The following is a 26,346-nucleotide window of genomic DNA, read 5'->3' on the forward strand; positions in this document are numbered from 1 at the left end:
GGCCGACGCGGCTTGATGTGTCGAGATGCCAAGATACTGAATCACAACTGCCATTGAGATTCTGTTCAGGTTGCGCCTGAACTGCGGTCGCGACAACCTCATTTGGCCAACAAAGAGGAGGCGACTGATGTTGATGATGAAGAAGCGCGCGGCCAAGGTTGTGCTGGCCGGGGTCGCGGCCAGCATGCTCGGTGGTTTCGCGGCCCTCGGGATCGCGGCAGCTACCGGCACCGAGGACGATCCGTGTCCCTGCCCCTGGTGGTTCCGGCTCCCATGGAATCCGTCGGTCTGCATGATCGAGCAGCCCTGCGATCTCGAACCTTGATCGAAGCGCTCCGGGGCCGGCCTCGGTCTTGCTCCGGAGCCTGACTGAGATCGTGGAGGTTGGCCGATCCTTAAGACCCGGTCGTGAAGCTGGCCAGCGCTGTTGATTCCGCGCGCAATAATCGCTGCCCAAGCGGTTACCTGCCTGGGCGCACGGAATGCGAAGATGCCCGAAGCCGGATCAGGCGGCTTCGAGGACGCCTTTTTCCTGCAGATACGGACGCAGCTCGCCCTTTTCGAACATTTCACGGACGATGTCGCAGCCGCCGACGAACTCGCCTTTGACATAAAGCTGCGGAATCGTCGGCCAGTCGGAATAGGTCTTGATGCCCTGCCTGATATCCTCGTCAGCGAGGACGTTCATGGACCCGTACTGAACCCCAAGATAATCAAGGATTTGTACAACCGCAGCTGAGAAACCGCACTGCGGAAACTGGGGCGAGCCCTTCATGAAGAGCATCACGTCATTGGCTTCGATTTCGGACTTGATGGTCTGGTGCGCGGCGTCGGTCATAGAAAACTCCGTTTCGCGTCAGCTAGAGATCAGAGCATGAGCGCGCAAGGTGGCCCCCCTGTCGTCATTGTCGGCGGCCCGACGGCTTCAGGCAAATCCGCCGCTGCGGAGATGCTCGCCCGGATGGTTGGTGGAGAGGTCATCAACGCTGACTCGATGCAGGTCTATCGCGACCTCCGTATTCTATCGGCAAGGCCCACGGCCTCCGATCAGCGGAGCGTGCCCCATCATCTCTACGGTCATGTCGATGGGTCCGAGAGGTACTCCGCGGGTCGTTTCGTGTCCGAAGCGGTTCCGATCATCGAGAAGCTGCGGGCTGAGGGTGCCATTCCCGTCATCTGTGGAGGCACGGGGCTGTACCTCAAGAGCCTGACTGAGGGGCTCTCGCCGATCCCGGAGGTGCCTGAAGAGGTGAGCGTCAGGGCGGGCGTGGCCTTCGATGCTGACCCGGCCGCGTTCAGGACGAAGCTGCTTGAAGCCGATCCGGCGATGGAACGACTGGAGCCGAATGACCGCCAGCGCCATGTCCGCGCGGTAGCCGTCCTCGAAGCGACGGGCAGGCCGCTGTCTGACTGGCAAAAGGAGCCGCGGCGCAAACCGCTTGACGCGCCGTTCCTTGAAACGTGCCTGCTGCCGCCGCGCGAGACGCTTTACGAGAATTGCGACCGGCGTTTTCTCAAGATGATGGAAGAGGGGGCGGTCCAGGAAGTCCGGGCTCTCATGGCGCGCGGGCTGTCTCCAATCCTGCCGGTCATGAAGGCGCTGGGCGTTCCTGAACTCGCTGCATTCATCCGCGGCGATCTCGAGGAAGGGGAGGCCGTCGAGATGGCGGCGCAGGAGACCCGACGCTTTGCCAAGCGCCAGATGACCTGGTTCCGCAACCAGACCGACTGGCCGGTGTTCAGCGCGGGCGATCACCTTGTCGAAGCTGCGGCGAAAAAGGTGATGGCGCGGCGGTAACTTCCTACGCCAAGGCCCCGAAGATCCGTCCGGACATTTCGGGGTTTTTGCCATGCTTCTCGCTTTTCTTCTCTCGCTCGCGCTCGGCGCGGATCTTGGCCCTGCCGTGGGCTCCACCATTCCGGCGGCGGAACGATTTGAGGCCGCCACGGGAGAGGAGGGCGCAACGATCGTCTTCGTCCGCTCGGTCGACTGGTGCCCCTATTGCAAGAAGCAGGTGGCGGAGCTTGATGCTGAGGCTCGGGCATTCGCTAAAGAAGGCCGTCCGCTGATCTTCGTCAGCTATGATACGCCGGCGAAGCAGATGGCGTTTGCGGAGAAAATGGGCATCGACGCTGCCCTGATCTCGGACGAGGGCTCGGAGATCATCAAGGCCTTCGGGATCCTCAACGAACAGCACCGCCCGGGCAGCCGGGTCCACGGCATTCCGCACCCGGCGGTCTTTATTGTCGACAAGAACGGTGTCGTGGAGGCCAAGCTCTATGAGGATGATTACGCCACCAACGACAAGAGCTATCGTAACAGGCCCGCGGTGGAGACGATCCTCGAGGCGGTGCGAGGGGCTGAGTAACCGAGCTCTCCGCCGGAGCCGTTTGCTTGTTTGTGCCGGTCGCGAGCTTCGGGAGGAGAAGGCACCCTGAGGGATATCGGCGAATTCGGGTTGGTCGATATCCAGACGCGGCTTCGCCTGACGAGTTCAGGCGACCTTCATGAAGTCTGGCACGTGGTCGCCGAAGCCTTTGACGTTGTCCGCGTGCTGCATGGCAGGGACTTCGTCGCGGCGGCCACGGCGTCCCCGTCCTCCGCGTTCTGAGCGCTCTCCTCGCTCGGAACGGTCGGACCTGTCGCGCTTGCCGCGACCGCCCCGGTCGCCTTCATCGTCCTTGTAGCTCTCAAAGAACTCCTTGAGGTCGAGCTCGTCAATGGAATCCATGCCCGTGGTCTTGAGAACGGCGTCCAGGGCCTTCTCGTCCGCTGGCGTGACCATCATCAGGGCAGTGCCCTTGCGGCCGGCGCGGCCTGTCCGGCCGATGCGGTGGACGTAATCGTCCGAGTTCACCGGGACGGCAAAGTTGAAGACGTGGCTGACCTCCGGGATGTCGAGGCCACGAGCCGCGACATCGGAGGCGACGAGCAGCTTGAGCTCGCCATCGCGGAATTTCTGCAACGTCTCCATGCGGAAGGACTGCGCAAGATCGCCGTGGATCGGGCGGGCATTGTAGCCGTGCTTCTGGAGCGACTTGGCGACGATATCGACGTTCTTCTTCCGGTTGCAGAAAATGATGCCGTTCTGGAGGCCCTCGGCGTCGTCGATCAGTTTACGGAGAGTCGCGCGCTTGAGGCGGTCATCGTTCTTCGGCAGGCGGACAATCTTTTGGGTGATCGTGTCCGCCGTCTGTGCCGGGCGACTGACCTCGACGCGCGCGGGCGCGGAGAGGAACTGCTGCGTCAGCCGGGTGATCTCCGGCGGCATGGTCGCGGAGAAGAACAGGGTCTGCCGCGTGAACGGCGTCAGGTTGAAGATGCGCTCGATGTCGGGGATGAAGCCCATGTCGAGCATCCGGTCGGCCTCGTCGACCACCATGACCTCGAGGCCGGTGAGGAGAAGCTTGCCGCGCTCGAAATGGTCGAGAAGCCGACCCGGCGTGGCGATCAGGACGTCCACGCCGCGGGTAAGGGCGATCTCCTGGTCCTTGAAGCTGACGCCACCGATCAGCAGCGCCATCGAGAGCTTGTGGTACTTGCCGTATTTCTCGAAGCTCTCGGCCACCTGTGCCGCCAGCTCGCGCGTCGGGGCAAGGACCAGGCTGCGCGGCATGCGCGCCCGGGCGCGGCCGCGCGACAGGCGGTGGATCATCGGAATGGTGAAGGCGGCGGTCTTGCCGGTCCCTGTCTGCGCGATGCCGAGGACGTCGCGGCCCTTCAGCGCTTCGGGAATGGCTTTCGCCTGGATCGGCGTCGGCGTGTCGTAGCCGGCGTCGATGATGCCCTTGAGAAGCTTCTCGTCGAGGCCGAGATCGGCGAATTTCACTTCGACAGGCGCGTCGTGGGCGACGACGCCTTCCTCAGCCGGAGCGTCCGCTTCGGCCTGGGTCGTTTCGGTCTCGGTTTGGGTCGGCTCCTGGGCCTCGGCGTCCACTTCCTGGACGTCGTTTTCAGAACTCATGCGTTGATCGTTTTCGCTTATCTGTCGGTCGTTACGTTTGCGGTCGGTTTTTCCAAGCGCCTAACTCGCGAAACGGGCAGAGCAAGCAAGACGCCAATCGGCAGTCGCGGACGTCTGACCTTGATCCTGAAAACAGGCTGCGCCCACGAAACGCGGGCACTACGACGGGTCCCCGCCCCTGTAAAGGGCTGACGGGGTGAGGACTTGTTGAGGACAGAGAAGTCCGTCCTTCGTGACTAGAAAAGCACAGTCGAAGTCATGGCTGTCGCGTCAAAACCACACGGTAGCGCGCCTTGCCATCCCGCAAATGCTGCATCCCGTCATTGCAGTCGTCCATCGAGAACCGGTCGGTGATCGGTGCGATGCCGTGGCGGCCGCAGAATTCAAGCATACGCTGCATGATGACAGGCGGGGCGAGGCCCGAGCCGCCGACCCTCTTTTCCTGACCGATCAGGTCGAAGGCACCGACCGAGATCGGCTCTTCGACATTGCCGCCGACATTCACGAAGCGGCCCTTGGCACAGAGCGCCCCCACATAGTCGCTCCACGGAAGGCCGACCGCCGTGGTGTTGAGGATGAGATCGAAGCTGCCACGCAGTTTCTTGAGCGTGCCCTCATCGCGGGTGTTGGCGACGTGGTGCGCGCCAAGGTCCTTTGCCTGCTGCGCCTTGTCGTCCGAGGTGGTGAAAGCGGTGACCTCGCATCCCCATGCGCGGGCGAACTGCAAGGCGAGGTGGCCAAGGCCACCAATGCCGATGATGCCGACCCGGTCCATCGGACTCACCTCGTACTGGACCAGCGGGTTGAAGACTGTCGCGCCGCCGCAGAAGAGGGGACCGGCGGTGACAGCGTCCACGCTGTCCGGGATCGGGATGCACCAGAGCTCCGACGCGCGGACCCTGTCGGCAAAGCCGCCATGGCGACCAACGATGGTGGCGGTGGAGTTGGTACAGAGATTGTGGTGCCCAGAAAGGCAGGGGCGGCATCGTCGGCAGCTCTCGGCGAACCAGCCGAGGCCAACGCGCTGGCCGACCTGAACGGCCTTCACGCCATCACCAGTCTTGGTCACCTTTCCGACAACTTCATGTCCGGGAACAAGGGGGTAGGTAGAGAAACCCCACTCATTGTCGATCATCGACATGTCGGAGTGGCAGATGCCGCAGCTTTCAATCTCGAGTTCGACCTCGTCGAATCCCAGGTCGCCGAACTCATATTCGAACGGCTCGAGCTTCCCGCCTTTTTCCATGGCGGCGTAGGCGTTGACGGGCATGGACCTGTTCCTCCTGTTCGGCTTTGCGAAGTAGAGCGTGGCGAGCCCCAAGGCGAGGCCGCGAAGCAGGACACCGCCAACGCCCTTTCCTGCCGCGAATGCTCATGATAATCACTCGCAAGGAATTCTTCTTTGGCGGGCTTGCGATGACGACGATGGAACCGACGAAAACCAAGAGGCGGAAGCTCCACCCCTTTCTCCCGGAGAAGCTGCAGCGCGGGACCTTCCTGCTCTGGTTGAAGCGGACCCACGCCTGGACCGGGCTTTTCGGAGCGCTGATGTTCGTGGTGCTCGGGTTTTCGGGGATCCTCCTGAACCATCGCAACGTGATGAAGATCGAGGTGGGCACGCCTCAGGTGTCCTCGGTCGAGTTCGTTCGCGAAGGGATGCCGTTTGAGAGCCGAGACGATTTTGCGGCGTGGGTGCAGGCGACCTATGGGGTGATCCAGGAACCTTCCGCCTCGCGCAAAGCCCCAAGGATCGAGGCTGTCAGTTTCGAGGGGACGGAGCAAAAGCCTGTGGAGCGCTGGGACATGCGGTTCCGTGGCCCCAACGCAGCGATCGAGGCGAGCTACGTGCCCGCGGCCAACCTGGTCGCCCTCGAGCGGACGGGGTATTCCTTCCTCGCGCTCCTCAAGGAGCTTCATATGGGACACGGCATCGGCGTCGTCTGGATCCTCCTGATCGATGCTATTGCGGGGGCGCTGTTGCTCATGAGCCTGTCGGGGATCCTGCTCTGGTCGCGACTTCATGGGCCAAGGCTGGCAGCGGCCGGGCTGCTTCTCGCCTGCGCTGTCTGGGTCCTCTTGGGTGCAGCGCCGTACATGATTGGAGGGATCGGTTAATTTCGCGCGGCGCAGGCGTTGCACGAGTGCTCTCAGGCCATTAGCGTCAAAGGCCAGGAGTAAGGTCATGTGGCATCCGTCAAGCTGGCGCGCGAAGCCGGCGAAGCACATTCCGGACGACTATCCCGATCCCGCGGCTCTTGAAGCTGTGGAGAAAGAGCTCGCGAGCTATCCTCCGCTGGTCTTTGCCGGCGAGGTGCGCTCGCTGAAGGAGCGCTTGGCGGCGGTCAGCCGCGGGGAAGCGTTTCTCCTGCAGGGCGGGGACTGTGCGGAAAGCTTCAAGGAGTTCTCAGCCGACAACATTCGCGACACCTTCCGCGTGCTGCTCCAGATGGCCGTCGCCCTGACCTATGGCGCGGCCGTGCCGGTGGTGAAGGTCGGACGGATTGCCGGCCAGTTCGGCAAGCCGCGTTCCTCGCCCACCGAGACGCAAGGCGATGTCACCCTGCCAAGCTATCGCGGCGACAACATCAACGGCTCGGAGTTCACGGCCGAGGCGCGCATTCCCGACCCGCAGCGGCTTCTCAAGGGCTATGGCCAGTCGGCGGCGACGCTGAACCTGATCCGGGCCTTTGCCAAAGGGGGCTATGCGTCCCTTCGCAACGTGCACCGCTGGAACCTGGAATTCGCCAGCGGCCCGCAGAATGAGCGTTACACGGAGCTTGCCAACAAGATCTCCGACGCCATGGACTTCATGGACGCCTGCGGGCTTGGAACGAGCTACACCAAGGCATTCAACGAGGTCGAGTTCTACACCAGTCATGAGGCTCTTCTTCTGGGCTATGAAGAGGCGCTGACCCGGACAGACTCCACCAGTGGCGATTACTACGACACCTCCGCCCACATGGTCTGGATCGGTGACCGGACCCGCCAGCCCGGCGGTGCGCATGTCGAGTTTTGTCGCGGGATCGCCAACCCCATCGGCATCAAGTGCGGGCCGACCATGCAGCCTGATGAGCTTATCCAGCTCCTCGATATTCTGAACCCTGATGACGAGGCCGGGCGGATTGTCCTGATCTCCCGTTTCGGGACCGAAAAGATCAGCCAGCACCTTCCCGGACTGGTTCGCCGGGTGCAGGAGGAAGGCCGGACGGTCGTCTGGTCTTCGGATCCCATGCACGGCAACACGATCAAGGCCGACAATGGCTACAAGACGCGAAAGGTTTCGTCTGTTCTGGGAGAAGTTCAGCAGTTCTTCGACCTCGTTCGGGGAGAGGGCGCCTATCCCGGCGGTGTGCATTTCGAGATGACCGGCCAGGACGTGACCGAGTGCCTCGGCGGATTGCAGGCAATTGACGAGGAGGCGCTCTCGAAGCGCTACCACACCCATTGCGATCCTCGCCTCAATGCCAGCCAGGCGCTGGAGCTGGCCTTCACGCTGGCAGAAGAGCTCCGCGCGGTGCGCGAGCGACAGGCAGCCTAGGCCAGACAGTCCCGCAACGAGACCTTCACCTTCGTCAGTTCACGGAGGCGATCCTGCAGGTGCCGGACGGCAATCGGCTTCGTCATATAGCCATCCGCACCCATCGCCTGGGCAAGCTGCGGTCCGTCCGGATCGGCGTTGGCTGTCAATATGATGATTGGCGTCCTGGACCATGCTTCGCCGCTGGACCTGATCGCCTTGATGGCTTCCTGGCCGCTCATCACCGGCATCTGGAGGTCCATCAGAATTCCGTCCGGTGACTGTTCTGCCAAGAGGTTCAGGGCTTCAGCACCATTTTCGGCTTGCGCGCTCCGCATACCGATCGCCTCCACGGCAGCCTTGGCGACCATGCGGTTCACGGAGTTGTCGTCAACAATGAGAATAAGGGGGGTGTAGTCGGGCACATCGGCTTCCTGCTCGGAGCATGTTCCGTTCACCCGTGCCATTTCGATGGCGGTTTCAAGAAATTCGAGGAGTTCCCGCGCGGACCGCTCTATCATGTCACCCCAGCCGCGGACCGCTTCGGGGATGTTCTCTGCCTGCAGCAGTTGCGCGGGCCCGATGATTCCATTCATCGGTGTACGGAATTCATGATTGATATTCCGGAGAAACCGCTCCTTCGTTCGCGCGGCCTCGTAGAGCTCGAGCGAGCGCTCCTCCAGGAGCTTTTCCGCTCTCAGCCTCGCCGCCCGTTCGCGCTCGTAGCGCTGGCGTGCGACGTAGCCGGTCTTCACCGCCGCTCCCTCCCTCATGCCCTAGTCCTGTTCGATGATAAACTGGTGGGAGGGGAGCCCGCCGACGGTGCCAAGGTCCAATTGCCGGATCGATGCAGGTGTACCGAAGTGGAGCAGGCAGCCCTCGATCAGGCCGCGGCAGAAAGAGGGCATGTTCTGGCGCGACCGGTAGGTCAGGATGAGGGCCTTATCGGAAGGACGCTCGGCGGAGAGATGCGGCAGGGCGGCATTCGGGTCGAGCTTGCGGACGTCCCGATGGATTTCGCCGCCGACGCGGGAAAGCATCTCGAATGCCGAGCGGTAGCGCCTGAAGATCTCGGGGTGCACCTCTTCGAACCGACTGAACAGCTTGCGTCCATAGGCGCGCTGGAGCTGCTCGACCGAAAGCTTGGTCCGGTCGCTCAGCGCACCAACGAGAAGATGCAGCTCGCTCCCGTCATAGATGTCCACCGCCGTATAGGCGCCGCCACTATCGAGGTGGCAGGCGTCAAGAATTCTATCTGTCGTTTCGGGGCCAAAACTTTGGTCGACCATGTCGAGAAACTCAGTGAAGACGATGCCTTTCATGGCGGCTCCCACAGCTAGAGGTTGTGGCTATCAAGAAAGGGCTAAGTGTCGATGAACGCCGTGGACTCGAGTCATCGGATCCGCCAGAGAATTTCTCGAGCGGGGGCAGGCGGTTGGCATATCTTGTGAAGCCTTCCGCAAAGGGGACCAGCGCTCTTTTGGTGCTTGGCCCGAAACGGGAAGCCTGATGTCGGACACTGTCCCCAGCGCAGCAATGACCTCTCCGATCGCGCCAGCACAGGGAGAGGCAGGCTTGAAGCAGCCTCTGGACCGGGCCGCGGGGATGGCCTTTGGACGTGTCCTTGCGTGCTTTCTCGTGATCGCAGCGCATCAGGACTACCGGATCTATGGCGATTTCGCCTCTGTTGGCAGCGCCTTCTTCGTGGCTTTCGGCTGGGTCGTCCCCTTTTTCCTGATCGCATCGGGTTACTTTTACGGCCGCACGCGCTCCTTGCGCCCGGTCCTGCGCTTCGCGGTCAGAAGGTTGTTACCGCTCTATGTCATCTGGGTGCTGATCTACTTGGTTGCAACCGAAACATTCGGCCGTGTTCTGAACAATCCCGCAGACCTCAAGACCTGGTTCTGGCTGTTGGCCGAGGGGGGCGAGGGCTACCATCTTTGGTTCCTGAGCTCGCTCGGCGCGAGCCTCGTGGCCGTCCATCTGGTGGCCCAATACGTTAGCATGCGAACGATCATGGTGCTCGGTGCCGTGTGTTTCGCAGGCGGGCTGCTTCTGGGCTCATACGCTCCAGTCGCCGGGCTTCCCGACTTGCGGACACCAGAGCTTTCGCGTGTCTTCCCGTTCTACCCGGTAGTTTTCGTCGCATTCGGCCTGTGGGCGCGACGCAGCGGATTCGAGCTCTCGTGGCAAAAGGCGGCTATGCTTGCGATGGCGGGGATTACGCTTTCCGCAGCTGAGCTTTGCCTCTTCCGGTTCGGGTTCGGTGTTCCGTTTACGGAGAACGATTTTGCGATCGGCACGGTTCCGTTCGGTATCGGCATGTTCTTCCTGTTTCGGCGACTTGCCCTGCCGCGGAACCTGCTTTCGAAATGGTCGCGGCGCCTGGCACCCGCCACGCTAGGAATTTTCGCCGCGCATCTCATCGTCCTCAAGCAGCTCGAAAGCCACGCTCCCGCGCCGGGTCTTCTGACGGGCGCGAGCATCCTTGTGCTCACGTTCCTGCTGACGACTGCTCTCGTGCTAGGTTTGAGACAGGTTCCGTTGCTCAAGCGTCTTGCCGGCTAGGCCTATTCGGCCGCGAACCGTCCGCCCCGATTGGCGTAGGCCTGGGTGCCGCGGTTGAAAACCTTGTCCGTGTCCAGAACGTCTGCCGGGGAATATTCGTAACTCGACGCGTGGCCCTCGTCCCGGAGGGCCTCGTAGAGCGGCGCGAAATCCGTGCGGAGCGTTTTCTCGAGCAGGTCTTCGTAGCTGTCGATGACGAAATAGGTCTGCTGGAAATCGTCGATGCGGTAATCCGTCCGCAGCAGGCGATCGACGTCGAAGCCAATCCTGTTCGGCGAGGGGTCTTCGAGGCTGAACACACTCTCAGCCGGCGATGAGACGATGCCGGCGCCGTAGATGCGCATGCCTTCATCGGTGTTGATGAGGCCAAATTCGACCGTGTACCAATAAAGTGCGGCGAGGTTCTTGAGGCAGCCCGAATCGAGGCTCCTGAGCCCGCCTTGGCCATAGGCCTGCATGTAGTCGGCGAAGACCGGATTCGACAGCATCGGGACATGGCCGAAGACATCGTGGAAGACGTCGGGCTCCTGAATGTAATCGAGCTGGTCCGGCTTGCGGATGAAATTGCCCGCCGGGAAGCGCCGGTTGGCAAGGTGGTCGAAGAAGACCTCATCCGGAACGAGGCCCGGAACGGCAACCACGCGCCATCCTGTGAGTGCTTCGAGCTCGTCGGACATGCGTTCGAAATGGGGGATGCCGCCTTTCCCGAGGTCGAGCGCCTTGAGCCCTTCAAGGAAGGCCTTGTCGGCCCGTCCCGGAAGCACCTCCATCAGGCGCTTGTAAAGCGTGTCCCAGGTCGCATGCTCTTCGTCGGTGTAGCTCTCCCAGTCCTGCGGGATCGTGTAATCCTCAGCAGGGGCCTGACTTGCGCGGTGAAACTCTCCGGTTTCCTTCATGGCGTGTCCTCCGACAGGTGAGCGCAATAGCCCAAACCCGCCGGGGACCCAAGTCAGGGTGACTGCTTAGAAAATCCGCAGGATCTTCGCCGTGCGGCCTGCGTTCTCGATCGGACAGGGCAGGGGCCTTGCGAACGGGTTCGGCTGGACCTCCGCCAGCACCCGGCCGCGAAGGGTCACGCGAAGCCCTTCCAGCGCCTCGGCCCAGGCTTCTTCACACATTCTCGCACTTGGAAACGGGATACGCATCCTCGAGACCTCCAACCCACCTTACCACCACGCAAGGTCCTTGCAGCCTATTGGGGCTTCCTTGCGCAAGAACTGAGGCAATTTGTGGACACCGTTACGCAAGTCTTAACGGGGGGCTTGCTTCTAGGCCCGCTCCTCATCATTGGTGACCAACCGTGAGGCGCGGCCTTGCGAGAAGAATGATAGGCGGAGCAGCATGACAGACGTTCTGAAAGCTGGCGTGGCGGGTGCCGGGGTCTTTGGCGGCTACCACGCGAACAAATACGCCGAGACCGAGGGCGCGGAACTCGTCGCGATCTACGATCACGATATTGAGCGCGCCAAGGAGCGTGCCGACAAGTTCGGCGCGAAGGGCTTTGATAATTACGATGCCTTCCTTGCACAGGTCGATGTCCTGACCATCGCGACGCCCGCGACGACCCATGCATCGCTTGCCGCGAAGGCGATCGCGGCCGGCAAGCACGTGCTGGTCGAGAAGCCGATCGCCATGACGGTGGACGAAGCCGACGCCCTGATCGAGGCCGCCGAGGCGAAGGGTGTCTTCATTCAGGTGGGTCATCAGGAGCGCTATGTCGCTGCCGCTTTCGGGTTGTTTGACCGCGAGGTGCCCCAGAAGGTCACGTCCCGCCGGATGAACCGCTACAGCCCCCGCGCTGGGGATGTCTCGGTGGTGCTCGACCTGATGATCCACGATCTCGACCTGCTGGCCCAGCTGACCGGACGTTCGGACGCCGACATCCTCAGGATCGAGAGCCGCAAGGAGAAGGGTGATTTCGCCGACTATGTTGACGTGACCCTCGATATTGGCGGCGTGCAGGCGCGGCTCATCGCTTCGCGGCTTGAGGATGATCCGGTGCGTGACCTGAGGATGGAATATCTCGACGGCCAAGTGCATCTCGACTTCCTGAAACGCGAAGTCGCCAACACCACGCCGGAGCCGGTGGCGGCCGATTTCTCTGGTGACGACCTGCCATTGGCCTTGAAGGACCCGCTTGGTTTTGGAACCGAAAGCTTTCTTGCCGCGGTGAGGTCGGGTGTCAGCCCGGCCGTTCCGGGCCAGGCGGGTCGCCGTGCTCTCGCCATGGCGCTGGCGATCGAGGAAGCCATTGATGCCTGAGCGGCTGCGGATCGCCCTGGCGCAGCTCAACCCTGTTGTTGGCGACCTGTCCGGCAATGCCGCGAAAATCCTGGATGCGCGGGCAGAGGCTGGCGACGCTGATCTGGTGGTGACCCCGGAGCTGTCGGTCTCAGGCTATCCGCCCGAGGACCTGGTCTTGCGCCCGAGTTATGTCGATGCCTGCATGAAGGCAGCGGCAGCGCTGGCGCAGAAGACCGTCGATGGTCCGGGCGTGATTGTGGGATGTCCGTGGAAGGACGACGGGCATGCCGATCGGCCCTACAACGCGGCACTCCTGCTTGACCGGGGCAAGGTCGCAGGCGTTGCGCGCAAGGTGCATCTTCCCAATTACGGTCCCTTTGACGAGCCGAGGACCTTTGCCGCTGGTCCGAGCCCGCAGGCGCTGAAATTCCGTGGCTGGCAGCTGGGCCTCATGGTCTGCGAGGACATGTGGTTCCCGCATGTGAGCCGGCGTCTGAAAGAAGCAGGCGCCGACATGCTCATCGCTCCGCATGGCTCGCCCTTCCGCAGGAATGTGAAACGGGAGCGGCGCGACCATGCCGAGGCGCGCTCCTTGGAGACCGGCCTGCCCCTCTTCTTCGTCAATCAGGTGGGCGGGCAGGACGAGCTGGTCTTCGACGGCGGGTCCTTCGCCGTGAGCGCGGGCCGGGTCCGAGGCCAACTGCCGCTGTTTGTCGAGAAGGTGCAGGGCTTCGACATCGTCAAGGACGATGGCTCCTTGCAGGTCAGCAGGTCGGAATATGCCGATTGGCCCGAGGACGAGGCGCTGGTCTACGAAGCGGTTCTGGTCGGAACGCGGGACTATGTGTTGAAGTCCGGGTTCCGTCAGGTTGTCCTGGGACTATCCGGCGGCATCGACAGTGCCCTCGTCGCCGCCATCGCCGTCGATGCTTTGGGCGCAGCGAATGTGCACTGCGTCCGCCTGCCTTCGCGCTATACGTCCGAAGCGTCGATGACCGATGCCGAAGCCTGCGCCAAGGCACTGGGGACGCGGCTCGACACCATCCCGATCGAGCCGGGGGTCGAAGCGATGACCGGGATGCTGGCGGGCATCTTCGCAGGTCGCCAGCCGGGCCTTGCGGAGGAGAACATCCAGTCGCGCCTTCGCGGGACCGCGCTGATGGCGATCTCGAACAAGCTCGGCTCGATGATGCTCACCACCGGCAACAAGTCGGAAATGGCAGTGGGCTACGCCACGCTCTATGGCGACATGAATGGCGGCTATAATCCGCTCAAGGATGTTTACAAGGTCGATGTGTTCAGGCTCGCCCGCTGGCGCAACGCGAACAAGCCGGATTGGGCCTTGGGCCCAGGCGGAGAAGTGATCCCCGAGGCGATCATCGCCAAACCTCCGTCAGCAGAGCTTCGTGAAGACCAGAAAGACGAGGACAGCCTCCCGCCCTACGAGGTGCTCGATGCGATCCTTCATGGCCTGGTCGAGGAAGAGGCGAGCGTCGACGCGATCGCTTCACGCGGCTTTGACGAGGAGCTGGTGCGCCGTATCCAGACGATGCTGTTCAGGGCGGAATACAAACGCAGGCAATCTGCGCCGGGACCGAAAGTCTCGACACGGTATTTCGGGCGCGACCGGCGCTATCCGATCGTGAACCGGTTCACGGGCTGAAAGGCGTGGATCCGGTCGCGCTCATCGCGAAGTTCATCGTTGCCCTCGCGATCATCTATCTCTTCGTCCTCGGTATCATAGCGATAGCCAGACCGAAGCTCGCCTGGCGATTCCTGTCAGGCTTCGCCTCCACGCCTCAGGCGAACGCGCTTGAAGCCGTCATCCGGGCAATCATTGGCGTTGCGGTGATGGTGGAGGCAGGGAGCTTCAGGTTCGCGGCCTTCTTCTTTGTCTTCGGCGCGTTCCTCACGGTTTCGGCCATCGCCATGCTGTTCATGTACAGGCAGCATCGCAGCTTTGCGCAGAAGGTCGTGCCTCCGCTCAAACGCCTGCTCTGGCTCTATGGTTTGGCCTCGATCGGTCTCGGCATCGTTCTGTGGCGGCTCTGGAGTCCCGCTTACTGAACGTAGTCAGTAACCGTTTGGCCAGCGCCCCGAACAGAAGGGCATCAGGCTAACAACAGGATGCACTGACCATGAAAAAGTTTCTCTCGGCTGCCATTGTCGGCCTCGCAGCCGCATCATTTGTTCCGTCTGCCGCCAATGCAGCCGATCCTATTCATACCGGCCTTCTCAACAATGTCGCTGTGGGCGGCTATGATGCTGTCAGCTTCTTTGATGGCGAAGGCATCGAGGGCAGCCGCGAATTTTCGGCCACCTATCAGGGTGCGGAGTTCCGCTTCGCAAGCGCCGAGAATCTCGCGCGTTTCGAGGCAGCCCCGGAAGAATACGCCCCGCAATATGGCGGCTACTGCGCCTGGGCCATCGCGCAGGGCAAGCTTGCTCCCGGCAATCCGCGCAATGCGAATGTCATCGATGGCAAGCTCTACCTCAATTTCAATGATTCGATCGAAAAGCGCTGGCTCGCCGACACCGATGGCTTCATCGCGAAGGCCGATGATCAGTGGCCGGCTGTTCTGAACTAGGCGGATCGGCGGAGTTCCCTGCTTCTCCCCCTCGGCGCGTGACCTCCGCCATGCCTTGTTTGGAACAGGAGCGTCCTCTGGCCTGTCCCCGGCCAGGGGGCGTTCGCCATTTCTAGAGCAGGAGGTTGGCCCGGCTTGCTGCCGTCAGGAGCGAGAGGGCACCAGCTCCGGGCGTGCTGGTGCTCAGATTGTTCATGTCACTGAAGATGGCGAAGCGGCGGATGAACTCTTCCCGCTTTTCCGCATCCTGAAAGAACTCAAATGCGAAGCGCCGTTCGAGCTCCTGCGCGAGGCGGTCGACATCGAGGGTCTGCATCGCGTCGGGCATCTGAAGCGCCGTGAACACGACTTCCCTCATCGGCTTGTCGGCGAGGATCTCGTACCAGGAACCCGCGTCCGGGATCTTGCGATCGAAATAGGCAGCGAGCCGCGCGCCGTTGCTTGTCTCGCCGATGCTTAGCTCTGCTGAAACCCGAGTGTAGCGGCTCTCCACCTCGGAAAGGAAGTCCGGAAGCTTGAGCTTCAGGTTGCCCGCGACTCCGAAGCCGAAGGCCTCGCTCAGCTCACGGAATTTGGCGTCCGCAAGTCGCGCGGCGGTCGAACCCTCGGCAGAAGGGTCTTCGCTCAGCACCCTCTTGACCAGGGCCTTTTGCGGAGCCGCGTCCGCAAGGTCGAAGGCCGTCATCACGTAGCGGTACAGCCGGAAGTCGGAGATCAGGTCGTCAGGCGTCTCGACCGAACCGATCCGGGAGCGAAAATAGTCAGTCTCGCGGGTGACCTTCGCCGGTGTGCGCATCTCTCCGCCGTCAAGCTGGCGATTGAATATGTCGATGGCGAGCAAGGTGCTGATCATGGTTGCGCCTCCGGTATGGCGCGACCCTAGCGCGAGGCTGTCAATGACCAGTTAAGCGTGGCTCAGGGATTTTACGGGTCAAGTGCGGCGTAGAGGGCTGTGTCTTCGGGGTAGAGTGCCGCGATCCGCGCGCGGGCGTCATCACTGATGCCAATGCTTGGTGCCGCGGACGGGTTGAGGCGCGGAAGCCGTGTGCCTATGGGCCATGGGAGACCGATGTCGCGCCTCACCGCAGGAAATGCCCGGTCGAGATCCTCGAAACGGATGATCCGGGTGAGGGAAGCACGACCCCGCTTGTCGAGCAGAAGGCTCGACTGGCTTTCGGCCTGGGCTTGGTTCGCCGGTAGCCAGTCGTCGAGAAACGCCTCGAAACTCATCCCCTTGGTCGAAAGAGAGGGACGGCCGTTGAACTGCTCGTGCTGGTGGGATCGGTAAAGGCTGAGGAGGCGCTCGGCAGGCTCGCGCATTACGGCGAAGGAGAAGAAGCGCTCGAACGGCTCCTCTGCGAAGAGAAAGCCGAACCGGTCGAGCACGGAGGTCAGGCCCATATGCTTGCCGAACCGGCTCTGCACGAGGGCGACCTCCGCATGCCTTGCGAGCACGCGTTCAATCGATGTCGAGGCTGTCTTGAGGTTCGCGATGAAAACGAAGCGGCGCTTGAGAGATATCAGCACGCGGGACGCTCCCTGCCGCTTCGTCCGTGGGCCGTCAGATATACTCGACCTTGTCGATCTCGTAGACCCGGCTGCCGCCCGGTGCGGCGACCTCGACCGAGTCGCCTTCTTCCTTGCCGATCAGGGCGCGGGCGATCGGCGATGAGATCGAGATCTTGTTCTCTTTGAGGTCGGCCTCGAGTTCGCCAACGATCTGATAGCGTTTCTCTTCTTCGGTATCCTCATCGATCAGTGTCACCGTCGCGCCGAACTTGACCGATGGTCCGGAGAGGGACTGAACGTCGATGACCTGCGCGCGTGAGTGCTTGTCCTCGAGGTCAAGCACCTGGCCCTCGATCCATGACTGGCGTTCCTTCGCGGCGTGGTACTCGGCGTTCTCGGACAGGTCGCCATGGGCACGGGCCTCGGCGATGGCCTGGATGATGGCCGGACGCTCGACGGTCTTCAGGTGCTTGATGTCCGCTTCCAGCTTGATGAAGCCGGCCTTGGTCATCGGGAACTTGTCCATGGGAAACCTCTCACGGGGTTACCGCGGGCGCTCTATTGCGACTGCGAAGGGATCAGTGGTTGTAAGACTGCAGAGGCTTCACTTCAAGGCCGCCCCTGCGCAAGGCCTCGATAGCCCGCACGGCGGCGTGCGCACCATTCAGCGTTGTAATACAAGGGATACGCCGCTGGAGCGCAGTGGTCCTGATCGACCGTGAGTCGGCGATCGACTGGGCGGTCTCGGTGGTGTTGAAAATCATGTCGACGGTGCCGTTGATGAGCTCGTCGACGATATGCGGCTGGCCTTCGAGGACCTTGTTGACCCTGCGAACGGGCAGCCCCTTTGCCGAAAGGAATTCCGCCGTTCCGCCCGTGGCGATGAGGGAGAAGCCCATGTCGACGAGACGCTTCGCCGCCTTGGTGATGCCTTCCTTGTCCTCGTCCTTGACGGAGATGAAGACGCAACCCTCAAGCGGGACCTTGGTCCCGGCGGCGATCAGGGACTTGGCGCGGGCCTTGTCGAAGTCGGCGTCGATGCCCATCACCTCGCCCGTGGACCGCATCTCCGGGCCGAGCACCGTGTCGACGCCTGGGAAGCGGCTGAAAGGGAAGACGACTTCCTTCACGGCCGTGTGCTGAGGCGTTTTCCTCTCGAGCTTGAAGTCGGACAGCTTGGTGCCAGCCATGACCCGCGCGCCGATCCGGGCGACAGGCACTCCCGTCGCCTTCGCGACGAAGGGCGCAGTCCGGGATGCACGCGGGTTCACTTCGATCAGGAAGACTTCGCCGTCCTTGATCGCGTACTGGACATTCATCAGCCCCTTGACGCCGAGCTCGAGCGCCAATGCCTTCGTCTGCCGTTCGAGTTCCGAAATGATGTCGGCCGAGAGAGTATAGGGCGGCAGCGAGCAGGCCGAGTCGCCCGAGTGGACGCCCGCTTCCTCGATGTGCTCGAGAATGCCCGCGATGAAGACCTCTTCGCCATCGGCAATCGCATCGACATCGCATTCGGTGGCGTTGTCGAGATAGTGGTCGAGCAGCAAAGGCGCGCTCTTCGAAAACTGCACCTTGGATTTGTCGAGATAGTTGGCCAGCGACGGCTCGTCCCGGACGATCTCCATCGCCCGGCCGCCAAGGACAAAGCTCGGGCGGGTGACGAGAGGGTAGCCGATCTTCTCGGCAACCTCGAAGACCTCCTCGCGAGTCGCCGCGGTAGCGCCGGCAGGCTGTTTCAGGCCAAGCTTCTGGACGAGGTCGTGGAACTGCTGGCGGTCCTCGGCAAGTTCGATCGCCTCGACCGGGGTACCAAGGATCGGCACGCCGAGATCGGCAAGCGGGCGTGCAAGGTTGAGCGGCGTCTGGCCGCCATACTGCACGATGACGCCGAGAAGCTCGCCTTTTTCCATTTCGCGGCGGATGAGGGCGTAGGTGTCCTCCGCCGTGAGGGGTTCGAAATAGAGCCGGTCCGAAGTGTCATAGTCCGTCGACACCGTTTCGGGATTGCAATTGACCATGATCGATTCGATGCCCGCATCCTTCAGGGCAAAAGCTGCGTGTACGCAGCAATAGTCGAACTCGATGCCTTGGCCGATCCGGTTCGGCCCGCCGCCCAGGATCACCACCTTCTTGCGGTCGGAGATGTCAGCTTCGTCCTCGCCATTCGCTTCGAAGGTCGAGTACATGTAGGGTGTCGCGGCCCTGAACTCACCGGCGCAGCTGTCGATGCGCTTGTAAACCGGCTGCACGTTCAGTTTTTCGCGCAGTTCACGGACTTCTTCTTCGGTGCCGCCCGCGAGTTGGGCGAGACGCTTGTCGGAAAAGCCCATGGCTTTGAGCCGGTGGAGACCTTCGGCATTGGCGGGCAGGCCATCGCGTTCGATGTCCTTCTCTGCCTCGACGATCCCCTGCATCTGCTCGATGAACCAGGGATCATAAGCCGTGACGGCGCGCACTTGCTCTGTGGGCAGACCCATCCGAAGGGCCTGCGCAGCGACCCGCAGGCGTTCCGGTGTCGGAGCAGACAGCGCCTTGCGCAGCGCTGCGATGTCGTCATCTCCGCCAAGGCCCGGCACGGCGATCGGATCAAGGCCGGAAAGCCCGGTTTCAAGGCCGCGCAGGGCTTTTTGCAGGCTCTCCTGGAACGTGCGACCGATGGCCATCACTTCGCCGACGGATTTCATGGCGGTCGAAAGAAGTGGTTTCGCGCCGGGGAATTTCTCGAAGGCGAAGCGCGGGATCTTGGTGACGACATAGTCGATCGTCGGCTCGAAGGAGCTTGGGATGACGCCGCCGGTGATGTCGTTACGCAGCTCGTCAAGGGTGTAGCCTACCGCAAGCTTTGCCGCGACCTTGGCGATGGGGAATCCTGTCGCCTTTGATGCGAGTGCGGAGGAGCGAGATACCCGCGGGTTCATCTCGATAACCACCAGGCGGCCATTCTCGGGACTGACCGCCCACTGAACATTCGACCCTCCGGTCTCCACCCCAATCTCGCGCAGGACCTCGATCGAGGCCGTGCGCATGGCCTGGTACTCTTTGTCCGTGAGCGTCATGGCGGGAGCCACCGTGATCGAGTCGCCGGTGTGCACACCCATGGCGTCGACATTCTCGATCGCACAGACGATGATGCAATTGTCCGCCTTGTCGCGAACGACCTCCATCTCGTATTCTTTCCAGCCGAGGAGCGACTCGTCGATCAGGACCTGGCCGACCGGCGAAGCTTCAATCCCTGCGCGGACGATCTCTGCGTATTCGTCCTTGTTGTAAGCGATGCCGCCGCCCGTGCCGCCAAGAGTGAAAGCCGGACGGATGATCGCCGGCAGGCCAATCTCTTCAAGGGCCTTCATCGCGCTCGCGTAGCCCTGGATCCGGTCGTAGCCGATCAGCTTGCCGTTCTCGTCTCTGGTTTCCGGCGAGGATGCGATGGCCGAGCGCGGGTTCTCGAGGCCGATCTTCTCCATGGCGACGCGGAACTTCTCACGGTCCTCGGCCTTGTCGATCACGTCGGCGCGGGCACCGATCATCTCCACACCGTACTTTTCGAGGATGCCCTGCTCGTCGAGGGCGAGGGCACAATTGAGCGCGGTCTGTCCGCCCATGGTCGGAAGGAGCGCGTCGGGCTTCTCCTTGGCGATGACCTTCTCGACAAATTCGGGGGTGATCGGCTCGATATAGGTGGCGTCGGCGAATTCCGGATCAGTCATGATGGTCGCCGGGTTCGAGTTCACCAGTATGACCCGGTAGCCTTCTTCCTTCAGCGCCTTCACCGCCTGCACGCCTGAATAGTCGAACTCGCAGGCCTGGCCGATGATGATCGGCCCCGCGCCGATGATGAGAATGCTCTCGATATCGGTGCGTTTGGGCATGGGTTCGGTCCTCCGGAGCGCGCGTAAACGGCTGAGCCGTTAATCAGGCCCGGCGCGCAAATCAACGGGGAATCTGATCGGCTCAGCCTATCCGTAAATGGCGAGGACGAGGAACCCGGCCAGTGCGGTAAGCAGCGGCAGGCGAATCTCCGTCAGGACATCGAGCTTCATGTGCTTGGAGGCGAGCCACAGGCTCGGCGGCACCATGAACGCGCCAATCACCGCAAAGGTCAGAACCGCCGGCATCTTTCCGAACTGGTCGAAGACGTAAGGCACGAGGAAGATCACCGCGAGAGCCGCTGCGATCTTGATGAACATGAAGCTGCGGCTGTCGCCTGCCGAGAGCGAGACCTGGTTGAGGATCGTATAGGGCAGGAAGAGGAGCGCCATGGACATGAACGGCACGAACTCCGCCGCCGGTTCGAATGCGGGGGGGTAGAAGACGGTGAAGAACCATTCATGGCCGATCAGGAGCGCGGCGAACGCCCCGATGACGACGATCTCGGCGATGATGCGGAAGCGCTTGTAGACCCGCGCGACGGCAGGCCTGTCTTCGCGCATGGTGCGGGAGATTGCGGAAAAGGCGACCTGGTTGATCACCTTGTTCACGAGTTCTGCGATCGCTTTCACCCAAATGCCTGCAGTGACGTAGAGCGAGAAATCGAGGGACGTGAAGCCTGCCGAAAAGATGAACTGGTCGCCGCGCAGGAGAACCACTTGGGCGATTGAAGCAGGGATCAGCCATTTGCCGAAGTGGAAGATCTCCCTGAATGCCGAGCGGTCCCAGGCAAGCGCCATTTTCGGACCGCGGAAATAGGTGTGGCTGGCGATGGCGTGGACGATGGAATTGACTGTCTGGCCGATGATGAGCGACCAGGGCCCAAAACCCAGCGCCGCGAGCGTGAACATCACGGGGATATCGACGAAGCGGCTGCCGATCTGGACGACGGAGAGCCGCTTCTGTTCGAGCTTCCTGAGGGCAACGAACTTGTTGGGGGAGGCGAGGCCGTCAATGACGATCTGCACGCCGATGGCTGCCACGACGAAGGCCGTGACATCGAGTGCGTAGATGCTGTCAGGCCCGAACCTCTCCCGATTGAAGGCAAGGATGACGGCGATCACCACGAGCGCCATTGCCATGAATAGGGAGCGGATGATCTGCACGGTCCAGATGGTGCGCAGGAAGCGCTCGTCTTCGCCGCGCGCGCTCCTGACGATCGAGGTCTGGATGCCGATGTCCGACAGCATACGGACGGCGACGACGAAGGTGCCGGCTACGGCGACGACGCCGAAGGCGAGCGGATCGAGGAGCCTCGCGAGAACGAGGTTGGAAAGCAGTCTCAGGAAGGTGAGTGCCGCCATGGTCCCGGCCACCCACATGCTCGCGGTGGCCGACATGCGCATCGCTTTGCCGACCGCGCCCTGTCCGAGGAAGCGGCGCGCGTGACTGACGATATAGGGCTGAACGCGCTGGATCATCGACGGATCTTATGCATAGGCGACCTGGCCGCCGGGGAGGGGGATCGCGTCCTCCTCCGTCCGCCGCCGGGCGCGCTCGGCGATGGTAATCCGGGCATAGGCGACGTTGAGACCGATCAGCATCCAGCCGATTTCGTCGGCAAAGGAGCGCTTTGACGTCGTCGCATAGGACAACGAGTAGGTCATCAATGCCGCAGCAAGGCTGCCGCCGATCAGCCGCCACTCGCGATCCTTGGCGTCGTCGACTTTGCGCGCGAGGCTGAGATTGGCGAAGACCGGCCGCAGGTGTGCCCAGATGTAGATCAGTGCGAAGGGCACGCCGTAGGTCATGGCCTGGCGCAGATAGTCGTTGACGACGTCGATGATACCCTCGCCCTGCCGCATCTGCTGCATCCAGGGGGTCTCATCGAAGTCCGGATTGCCGAAGAGCGGCCAGCGCTTGATGACCTCCCACGACGCATCCATCAGCCGCTGCCGGTAGGTGACTTCGCCGACGCCCTCGGTGCCGATGAATGGCAGGTAAGCCAGGAACTCGCGCCCCGGTCCTGTAAAGGAGAAGACGAGGAGGCCCAGCGCTCCCGCTGCGAAGAGCAGGAAGAAGCTCTTCATGGGATTGGGCCGTGTCAGGATGAAGACCGGCATCGCCGCGACGAGGGCGATGATCGGTCCGCGAGAGCCTGTGACAAACCACGCGGCGATGAAGCCGACGACGATGGCGACGCGCAGCATCGTCTTTTCGATCTTGGCGATCGCGAAAGCGGCCGCGATGAGCGCCACCATGAGGGTGGTTCCAAGGTCGGCATAGGCCCCGCCGAAGAGTCCGGCCACGCGCAGGCGTCCCGCGCGCGCCTTGTAGCGGATGAAGGTGTCAAAAAGCCGCGTGTCCTGGGTGGCGAAGAAATCCCAGTTGATCACCGAAGAGACGATCCCCACCGCCCCGGCGAGGATCGCGGCGGCAATGAAAGCCGTCAGAACCCGTTTCAGGTGCTCCCGCGACTGCACACCGCGACTGAACGCGTAATAGATACCGAGCACCTTGATGCCATTGACGAAGGTGCCGCGCAGCGCATCGGTGAAGGTCGTCGAGCGCCAGGTCAGCGCAAGGATGAACAGGAGGACGATCACCATCGCAAAGTCGACGGAGCCGAGGCCCTTCAGGGGTGACCGGCTGAAATATTTGAGCGCCACGGGCGTCAGCAGGATCATCGCGACGAGGAAGGCGAAGTTGATCCTGAGAAGGTAGTTCACCGCGGGGAGGTCGCCGAAAAGGAACAGTCCCGGCGGCAGGAGGATCAGGAAGAACGCCCCGGCTTCAAGCCTGTCGAAATTGCGCGCGACGACCAACAGGAAGACGACGGCGAGGATCGAGAACACCAGCGGGTTTGGCGACAGGAAATAGATCGCCACCAGCACAGCCCAGTAGCCGAAGAATTTCCGCACGTCGGCGGGCGGCATCAGCTGCTTGAAGAAGGTCATCAGCACGAATGCCGCGCCGCCACAGGCGACGAGGGCATAAAAGAGGCTGACAAGGGAAAGCTTCACGTTTGATCCCTGCTTTCGGCTCCTGAAGCCCCAGCTTCCGGGGCGAACAGCGCATACGCGCGGGCGTTCGCCGGGCCCCTGGTTTTCACGCGCGCCTTCTAGCCACCTGCGAGTACGTGGTCAGCGACGAAGGCATTGCTCCGCCGTTCTTCGCCGAATGTGCTTAAAGGCCCGTGACCGGGAACGAAGCGGGTATCATTGCCGAGCGGCCAGAGCTTTTCGGTGATCGACCTGATCAGGGTCGCATGGTCGCCGCGGGGGAAATCCGTGCGGCCAATCGAACCCTTGAACAGAACGTCGCCGACAAAGGCGAGCCTGGCATCCTTCTGGTGGAAGATGACATGACCGGGCGTGTGGCCGGGCGTGAAATAGACATCGAAGACCACGCCGCCGATCTCCACCGTGTCGCCGTCATCGAGCCATCGGTCGGGCACGACATTCTCGCCTTCATTCCCGATGCCGAAACGCTTCGACTGCTCGGCGATCTGGGAGAGCCAGAAGACCTCTTCCTCATGGGCCCCTTCAATCGGCGCGCCCGTGCGGCGCTTGAGTTCCATTGCGCCGGACGCGTGGTCGAGATGGCCATGGGTCAGCCAGATCTTCTTGATCGTGGCGTCCATGGCCTTGGCGGCCTCTTCGATCCTGTCCACTTCGCCGCCCGGGTCGATCACGGCGGCGTCGCCATTGGCGGCCCGGATGATCGAGCAGTTCTGTTGGAACGGCGTGACGGGGACGATCTGGACTTGGAACGGTGGTTCTTGGGTCATGCGCACTGGCTAGCCCCCTCCAGCCATGGGTGAAAAGGGGGGTGAACGATTTTCGGCTGCCCTTGCGTGTCAGGTCCTCCATGAATCCGGCCGGCCCTAATGGGCGGGCGGCACTAGTTCCTGTCGGCCTGTTCTTCTTTCCATTTCTTGAGGAAGCGCTTGGGCGCCATCCATTCCCAGGTTTTCTGCAGGTAGCGTTTCGTCCATTCGGGGTCGAACGCGTTCTTCCTTATCAGGACCAGGTCATGGCGCTGGTAATGCGGGGTGACGAAGAACACGTCAGCAGCGCCCTCGATAAGCAGGTCGCGTTCGCCGGGTATGGTTTTCAGCACCGGGCAATCCTCTGCCGGGCTCCAGAAAACCCAGAGTTTTCCGTGCGCCTTGATTGTCGGCTGGCCCCAGCTTGTCGTCTCTTCGACACGAGGAAGACCGAGGCCGAGCGCCAGCGCGCGCAGCTGCTCCCAATCGACCGTTCCCATCTTGCCATTGTCGCTCTTTCGAGCCTCCATACCAAGCTGGAACCTCAGCGATGGTGCTCGATCAGGCTCTCGACCAAGGCCTTGTTGTAGATCTTGAGCGCCCGACTTTCCGTCAGGATACCCACCAGGGTGTTGTCGGTCCTCGTCTTGGTGACGGGCATGGCGTCGACGTCGAGCTTGGCCATCACCGCGAGGGCCTCGCCCAGGGTCTGGTTCGCGCCGAGGCGTTCGACGCCTTCCTCGAGCGGCATCGCATCCTTGGGAACGGGGCGCATGACGTCCCGTACACGGATCGTCTGGAGAATGACGCCTTGCGGCCCCTCGGATAGGTCATAGCCCCGCTGGTTGAGCTGGTAGTGGAACCAGCTCGATCCGAAGAAGATCTGCGTCAGGACCGTTGCGATGCCGACGGCGATCATCAGTGCTGCCGTCATGGTGTAGTCGCCGGTCAGCTCGAAGATGATCAGTGTCGTCGAGATCGGCGCGCCGATAATGGCGCCTGAAACTGCGCCCATGCCGATCATGGCAAAGAACGCAGGCGACGCGACGAGATTGCCGAAGGCCAGGTTCATCACGATCCCGAACGCTGCCCCGGACATGGCACCGAGATAGATCCCGCCGGAGAAGACGCCTTGGCCGAAACGGCACGAGAGGCAGAGAACGATCGCGAATATCTTCACGACAAGGAGGATTACGAGAAGCGAAAAGCTGTAGCTGCCTGCGATCGCTTCGGAGGTGGCCTGATAGCCGTAGCCCAGGACCTCCGGAAAAAAGATTCCGATCCCACCCATGCCTATGCCCGCAACGACGGGAAGGACGGCGGGCGGCAGGTGGAGTCTCGAGACGGCCCAACGGGTCGAAGAACGCCCCCACGCAGCCACCACGAGGAAGGCAATCGAGACGATCCCGCAGATGATGCCGAGGGACCCGCCGAGCGCGAGATCGAGCGGCGCCGCGCCGCCATACTCGGGTATGACGAAGCGGTGGAGGTCTCCGAGATGATAGCGGGCGATCAACGTGGCGATGATCGAGGAAAGGGCAATCGGCGCGAAGATCGACAGGGCATAGTTCGACAGGACCACTTCGAGAGCGAAGAGAACCCCCGCGATTGGCGCGTTGAAGGCTGCCGACACCGCCGCCGCCGCCGCGCAGCCGAGCAGCGTGCGGCTGTCCTTGGCGGAGAGGCCGAACTGCTTTGACAGGAAGACGGAAATCGACCCGCCGAGAAGGACAGCGGGTCCCTCCCGTCCCGCGCTCGACCCTGACCCGAGAGCCAGGGCACAAACGGCCGTGTTGACGAGTCCACCGCGCAGGGTGATGGCTCCCGGTGGTCTCGCCCGCGCCTCAATGACCTCCGCCACGCCTTGGCAGCGGAAGTCAGGGATCCAGCCCGAGCGCCGCGACCACCAAAGCAGGAAGCCGACGATGGTTCCGCCAATGGCTGGCACGAGGAAGGCGCGCAGCGGGCTGAGCGCCCGGGCCCCTTCGGCCAGCATCGAGCCGGGCTCTCCATAGGCGACTTCCGTGATCCACTCGATGGCGAGGATGAAGCCGATGACCCCGTAAGCCGTCAGCACACCGAGCACAGCGGCAAGGCCCCAGACTTTGAGCTTGGTCAGGGTGGCCGCTCGTTCCGCGGACTGCTTGAGCCAGGACCGGATCTGGATGTGGGGTGCGAAAGACATCGTGGAACCCGGCGCTAACACCCTTCGCAGCAGGTGTCAGCGGGGTTCCGAGCCAAGTGGTGGGTAAATCCGGGAAATTTAGCGGAAAGTCTTCTCAGGGCACTTCCTCGTCTTGCGCTAAGTCGCCACAGGAA

At 62.3% G+C, this 26,346-nt stretch carries 26 protein-coding genes; 10 read left to right on the forward strand and 16 right to left on the reverse strand.

Annotated features, from left to right (window positions below):
* Positions 1-127 precede the first annotated feature (127 nt).
* On the forward strand, positions 128-325 hold the full coding sequence (locus IE053_RS10050) for a hypothetical protein (RefSeq protein ID WP_189575534.1): 198 nt from the start codon (positions 128-130) through the stop codon (positions 323-325).
* A gap of 180 nt (positions 326-505) precedes the next feature.
* On the opposite strand, the gene grxD is transcribed toward IE053_RS10050, so the two are convergent.
* On the reverse strand, positions 506-838 hold the full coding sequence (gene grxD, locus IE053_RS10055) for a Grx4 family monothiol glutaredoxin (protein ID WP_189575536.1): 333 nt from the start codon (positions 836-838) through the stop codon (positions 506-508).
* A 36-nt stretch (positions 839-874) separates the two neighbouring features.
* On the opposite strand from grxD, the gene miaA reads away from it, so the two are divergent.
* Positions 875-1,798, forward strand: a complete 924-nt coding sequence (gene miaA / locus IE053_RS10060; protein WP_189575538.1) for a tRNA (adenosine(37)-N6)-dimethylallyltransferase MiaA — start codon at positions 875-877, stop codon at positions 1,796-1,798.
* A gap of 52 nt (positions 1,799-1,850) precedes the next feature.
* A complete protein-coding gene (locus IE053_RS10065; protein ID WP_189575540.1) occupies positions 1,851-2,369 on the forward strand; it encodes a peroxiredoxin family protein in 519 nt (172 codons plus the stop codon).
* Between the two features lie 126 nt (positions 2,370-2,495).
* Here the strand turns inward: IE053_RS10065 and IE053_RS10070 are convergent, their stop codons facing one another.
* Entirely contained in the window at positions 2,496-3,965 is a 1,470-nt protein-coding gene (locus IE053_RS10070; protein WP_189575541.1) for a DEAD/DEAH box helicase, read from the reverse strand.
* A 256-nt stretch (positions 3,966-4,221) separates the two neighbouring features.
* Positions 4,222-5,235 carry an NADPH-dependent aldehyde reductase Ahr gene (gene ahr / locus IE053_RS10075; protein ID WP_189575543.1) on the reverse strand — a complete coding sequence of 338 codons (1,014 nt, stop codon included), beginning with the start codon at positions 5,233-5,235 and terminating at the stop codon, positions 4,222-4,224.
* Between the two features lie 98 nt (positions 5,236-5,333).
* On the opposite strand from ahr, the gene IE053_RS10080 reads away from it, so the two are divergent.
* Positions 5,334-6,080, forward strand: a complete 747-nt coding sequence (locus IE053_RS10080) for a PepSY-associated TM helix domain-containing protein (protein ID WP_189575545.1) — start codon at positions 5,334-5,336, stop codon at positions 6,078-6,080.
* 67 nt (positions 6,081-6,147) lie between these two features.
* A complete protein-coding gene (locus tag IE053_RS10085) occupies positions 6,148-7,503 on the forward strand; it encodes a class II 3-deoxy-7-phosphoheptulonate synthase (protein WP_189575547.1) in 1,356 nt (451 codons plus the stop codon).
* On the opposite strand, the gene IE053_RS10090 is transcribed toward IE053_RS10085, so the two are convergent.
* Together IE053_RS10090 and IE053_RS10095 are read right to left on the reverse strand one after the other, a co-directional pair.
* The gene (locus tag IE053_RS10090) at positions 7,500-8,255 is read right to left on the reverse strand and encodes a hybrid sensor histidine kinase/response regulator (RefSeq protein WP_189575549.1); all 756 of its coding nucleotides are present in this window, start codon (positions 8,253-8,255) and stop codon (positions 7,500-7,502) included. The genes IE053_RS10085 and IE053_RS10090 overlap by 4 nt on opposite strands.
* A 3-nt stretch (positions 8,256-8,258) precedes the next feature.
* Positions 8,259-8,804, reverse strand: coding sequence for a heme NO-binding domain-containing protein (locus tag IE053_RS10095; RefSeq protein ID WP_189575551.1), 546 nt, complete (start codon positions 8,802-8,804; stop codon positions 8,259-8,261).
* A gap of 253 nt (positions 8,805-9,057) precedes the next feature.
* Between IE053_RS10095 and IE053_RS10100 the strand changes: the two genes are divergently transcribed.
* A complete protein-coding gene (locus tag IE053_RS10100; protein ID WP_189575553.1) occupies positions 9,058-10,050 on the forward strand; it encodes an acyltransferase in 993 nt (330 codons plus the stop codon).
* A gap of 2 nt (positions 10,051-10,052) precedes the next feature.
* On the opposite strand, the gene phhA is transcribed toward IE053_RS10100, so the two are convergent.
* Together phhA and IE053_RS10110 are read right to left on the reverse strand one after the other, a co-directional pair.
* On the reverse strand, positions 10,053-10,946 hold the full coding sequence (gene phhA, locus IE053_RS10105) for a phenylalanine 4-monooxygenase (RefSeq protein ID WP_189575554.1): 894 nt from the start codon (positions 10,944-10,946) through the stop codon (positions 10,053-10,055).
* A 66-nt stretch (positions 10,947-11,012) separates the two neighbouring features.
* Positions 11,013-11,168, reverse strand: a complete 156-nt coding sequence (locus IE053_RS10110; RefSeq protein ID WP_189575556.1) for a hypothetical protein — start codon at positions 11,166-11,168, stop codon at positions 11,013-11,015.
* Between the two features lie 223 nt (positions 11,169-11,391).
* Here IE053_RS10110 and IE053_RS10115 point away from each other — a divergent pair, with 223 nt between their 5' ends.
* The 4 genes from IE053_RS10115 (at position 11,392) to IE053_RS10130 (ending at position 14,882) form a co-directional block, all read left to right on the forward strand.
* Entirely contained in the window at positions 11,392-12,312 is a 921-nt protein-coding gene (locus tag IE053_RS10115; RefSeq protein ID WP_189575558.1) for a Gfo/Idh/MocA family protein, read from the forward strand.
* Complete coding sequence (locus IE053_RS10120; protein WP_189575560.1) at positions 12,305-13,957, forward strand: NAD+ synthase; 1,653 nt, start codon at positions 12,305-12,307, stop codon at positions 13,955-13,957. Before IE053_RS10115 ends, IE053_RS10120 begins: the two co-directional genes overlap by 8 nt.
* A 5-nt stretch (positions 13,958-13,962) precedes the next feature.
* A complete protein-coding gene (locus tag IE053_RS10125) occupies positions 13,963-14,361 on the forward strand; it encodes a hypothetical protein (RefSeq protein WP_189575562.1) in 399 nt (132 codons plus the stop codon).
* A gap of 71 nt (positions 14,362-14,432) precedes the next feature.
* Positions 14,433-14,882, forward strand: a complete 450-nt coding sequence (locus tag IE053_RS10130; protein ID WP_189575565.1) for a YHS domain-containing (seleno)protein — start codon at positions 14,433-14,435, stop codon at positions 14,880-14,882.
* A 112-nt stretch (positions 14,883-14,994) separates the two neighbouring features.
* Here the strand turns inward: IE053_RS10130 and IE053_RS10135 are convergent, their stop codons facing one another.
* The 9 genes from IE053_RS10135 to IE053_RS10175 all read right to left on the reverse strand — a co-directional run bounded on the left by IE053_RS10135 (position 14,995) and on the right by IE053_RS10175 (position 26,212).
* Positions 14,995-15,735, reverse strand: a complete 741-nt coding sequence (locus IE053_RS10135; RefSeq protein WP_189575567.1) for a DUF1217 domain-containing protein — start codon at positions 15,733-15,735, stop codon at positions 14,995-14,997.
* 71 nt (positions 15,736-15,806) lie between these two features.
* Positions 15,807-16,409: a sulfotransferase family 2 domain-containing protein gene (locus IE053_RS10140; RefSeq protein WP_189575569.1), complete on the reverse strand. Its 603-nt coding sequence runs from the start codon at positions 16,407-16,409 to the stop codon at positions 15,807-15,809.
* 34 nt (positions 16,410-16,443) lie between these two features.
* Positions 16,444-16,917 carry a transcription elongation factor GreA gene (gene greA, locus IE053_RS10145; RefSeq protein ID WP_189575571.1) on the reverse strand — a complete coding sequence of 158 codons (474 nt, stop codon included), beginning with the start codon at positions 16,915-16,917 and terminating at the stop codon, positions 16,444-16,446.
* Positions 16,918-16,969: 52 nt separating this feature from the next.
* A complete protein-coding gene (carB, locus tag IE053_RS10150) occupies positions 16,970-20,260 on the reverse strand; it encodes a carbamoyl-phosphate synthase large subunit (RefSeq protein ID WP_189575579.1) in 3,291 nt (1,096 codons plus the stop codon).
* Between the two features lie 87 nt (positions 20,261-20,347).
* Positions 20,348-21,739: an oligosaccharide flippase family protein gene (locus IE053_RS10155; RefSeq protein WP_189575581.1), complete on the reverse strand. Its 1,392-nt coding sequence runs from the start codon at positions 21,737-21,739 to the stop codon at positions 20,348-20,350.
* Positions 21,740-21,748: 9 nt separating this feature from the next.
* Positions 21,749-23,281 carry an O-antigen ligase family protein gene (locus IE053_RS10160; protein ID WP_189575583.1) on the reverse strand — a complete coding sequence of 511 codons (1,533 nt, stop codon included), beginning with the start codon at positions 23,279-23,281 and terminating at the stop codon, positions 21,749-21,751.
* A gap of 98 nt (positions 23,282-23,379) precedes the next feature.
* Positions 23,380-24,048, reverse strand: coding sequence for an MBL fold metallo-hydrolase (locus IE053_RS10165; RefSeq protein WP_189575584.1), 669 nt, complete (start codon positions 24,046-24,048; stop codon positions 23,380-23,382).
* A 113-nt stretch (positions 24,049-24,161) separates the two neighbouring features.
* A complete protein-coding gene (locus tag IE053_RS10170) occupies positions 24,162-24,557 on the reverse strand; it encodes an MmcQ/YjbR family DNA-binding protein (RefSeq protein ID WP_189575587.1) in 396 nt (131 codons plus the stop codon).
* A 14-nt stretch (positions 24,558-24,571) separates the two neighbouring features.
* On the reverse strand, positions 24,572-26,212 hold the full coding sequence (locus IE053_RS10175) for a chloride channel protein (protein ID WP_189575589.1): 1,641 nt from the start codon (positions 26,210-26,212) through the stop codon (positions 24,572-24,574).
* Positions 26,213-26,346: the final 134 nt, after the last annotated feature.

Origin of the sequence: Parvularcula lutaonensis, from assembly GCF_014651915.1 — a bacterium.
GTDB lineage: Bacteria > Pseudomonadota > Alphaproteobacteria > Caulobacterales > Parvularculaceae > Parvularcula > Parvularcula lutaonensis.

What these genes read in the sequence shown, in the direction of transcription:
- IE053_RS10080 (WP_189575545.1), top strand. Translation starts at nt 5,334, where the DNA reads ATGCTCATGATAATCACTCGCAAGGAATTCTTCTTTGGCGGGCTTGCG.
- IE053_RS10165 (WP_189575584.1), bottom strand. Translation starts at nt 24,048, where the DNA reads ATGACCCAAGAACCACCGTTCCAAGTCCAGATCGTCCCCGTCACGCCG.
- IE053_RS10120 (WP_189575560.1), top strand. Translation starts at nt 12,305, where the DNA reads ATGCCTGAGCGGCTGCGGATCGCCCTGGCGCAGCTCAACCCTGTTGTT.
- IE053_RS10110 (WP_189575556.1), bottom strand. Translation starts at nt 11,168, where the DNA reads ATGTGTGAAGAAGCCTGGGCCGAGGCGCTGGAAGGGCTTCGCGTGACC.
- greA (WP_189575571.1), bottom strand. Translation starts at nt 16,917, where the DNA reads ATGGACAAGTTCCCGATGACCAAGGCCGGCTTCATCAAGCTGGAAGCG.
- miaA (WP_189575538.1), top strand. Translation starts at nt 875, where the DNA reads ATGAGCGCGCAAGGTGGCCCCCCTGTCGTCATTGTCGGCGGCCCGACG.
- phhA (WP_189575554.1), bottom strand. Translation starts at nt 10,946, where the DNA reads ATGAAGGAAACCGGAGAGTTTCACCGCGCAAGTCAGGCCCCTGCTGAG.
- ahr (WP_189575543.1), bottom strand. Translation starts at nt 5,235, where the DNA reads ATGCCCGTCAACGCCTACGCCGCCATGGAAAAAGGCGGGAAGCTCGAG.
- IE053_RS10115 (WP_189575558.1), top strand. Translation starts at nt 11,392, where the DNA reads ATGACAGACGTTCTGAAAGCTGGCGTGGCGGGTGCCGGGGTCTTTGGC.
- IE053_RS10095 (WP_189575551.1), bottom strand. Translation starts at nt 8,804, where the DNA reads ATGAAAGGCATCGTCTTCACTGAGTTTCTCGACATGGTCGACCAAAGT.
- carB (WP_189575579.1), bottom strand. Translation starts at nt 20,260, where the DNA reads ATGCCCAAACGCACCGATATCGAGAGCATTCTCATCATCGGCGCGGGG.
- IE053_RS10155 (WP_189575581.1), bottom strand. Translation starts at nt 21,739, where the DNA reads ATGATCCAGCGCGTTCAGCCCTATATCGTCAGTCACGCGCGCCGCTTC.
- IE053_RS10085 (WP_189575547.1), top strand. Translation starts at nt 6,148, where the DNA reads ATGTGGCATCCGTCAAGCTGGCGCGCGAAGCCGGCGAAGCACATTCCG.
- IE053_RS10170 (WP_189575587.1), bottom strand. Translation starts at nt 24,557, where the DNA reads ATGGAGGCTCGAAAGAGCGACAATGGCAAGATGGGAACGGTCGATTGG.
- IE053_RS10090 (WP_189575549.1), bottom strand. Translation starts at nt 8,255, where the DNA reads ATGAGGGAGGGAGCGGCGGTGAAGACCGGCTACGTCGCACGCCAGCGC.
- grxD (WP_189575536.1), bottom strand. Translation starts at nt 838, where the DNA reads ATGACCGACGCCGCGCACCAGACCATCAAGTCCGAAATCGAAGCCAAT.
- IE053_RS10050 (WP_189575534.1), top strand. Translation starts at nt 128, where the DNA reads ATGTTGATGATGAAGAAGCGCGCGGCCAAGGTTGTGCTGGCCGGGGTC.
- IE053_RS10130 (WP_189575565.1), top strand. Translation starts at nt 14,433, where the DNA reads ATGAAAAAGTTTCTCTCGGCTGCCATTGTCGGCCTCGCAGCCGCATCA.
- IE053_RS10135 (WP_189575567.1), bottom strand. Translation starts at nt 15,735, where the DNA reads ATGATCAGCACCTTGCTCGCCATCGACATATTCAATCGCCAGCTTGAC.
- IE053_RS10065 (WP_189575540.1), top strand. Translation starts at nt 1,851, where the DNA reads ATGCTTCTCGCTTTTCTTCTCTCGCTCGCGCTCGGCGCGGATCTTGGC.
- IE053_RS10175 (WP_189575589.1), bottom strand. Translation starts at nt 26,212, where the DNA reads ATGTCTTTCGCACCCCACATCCAGATCCGGTCCTGGCTCAAGCAGTCC.
- IE053_RS10070 (WP_189575541.1), bottom strand. Translation starts at nt 3,965, where the DNA reads ATGAGTTCTGAAAACGACGTCCAGGAAGTGGACGCCGAGGCCCAGGAG.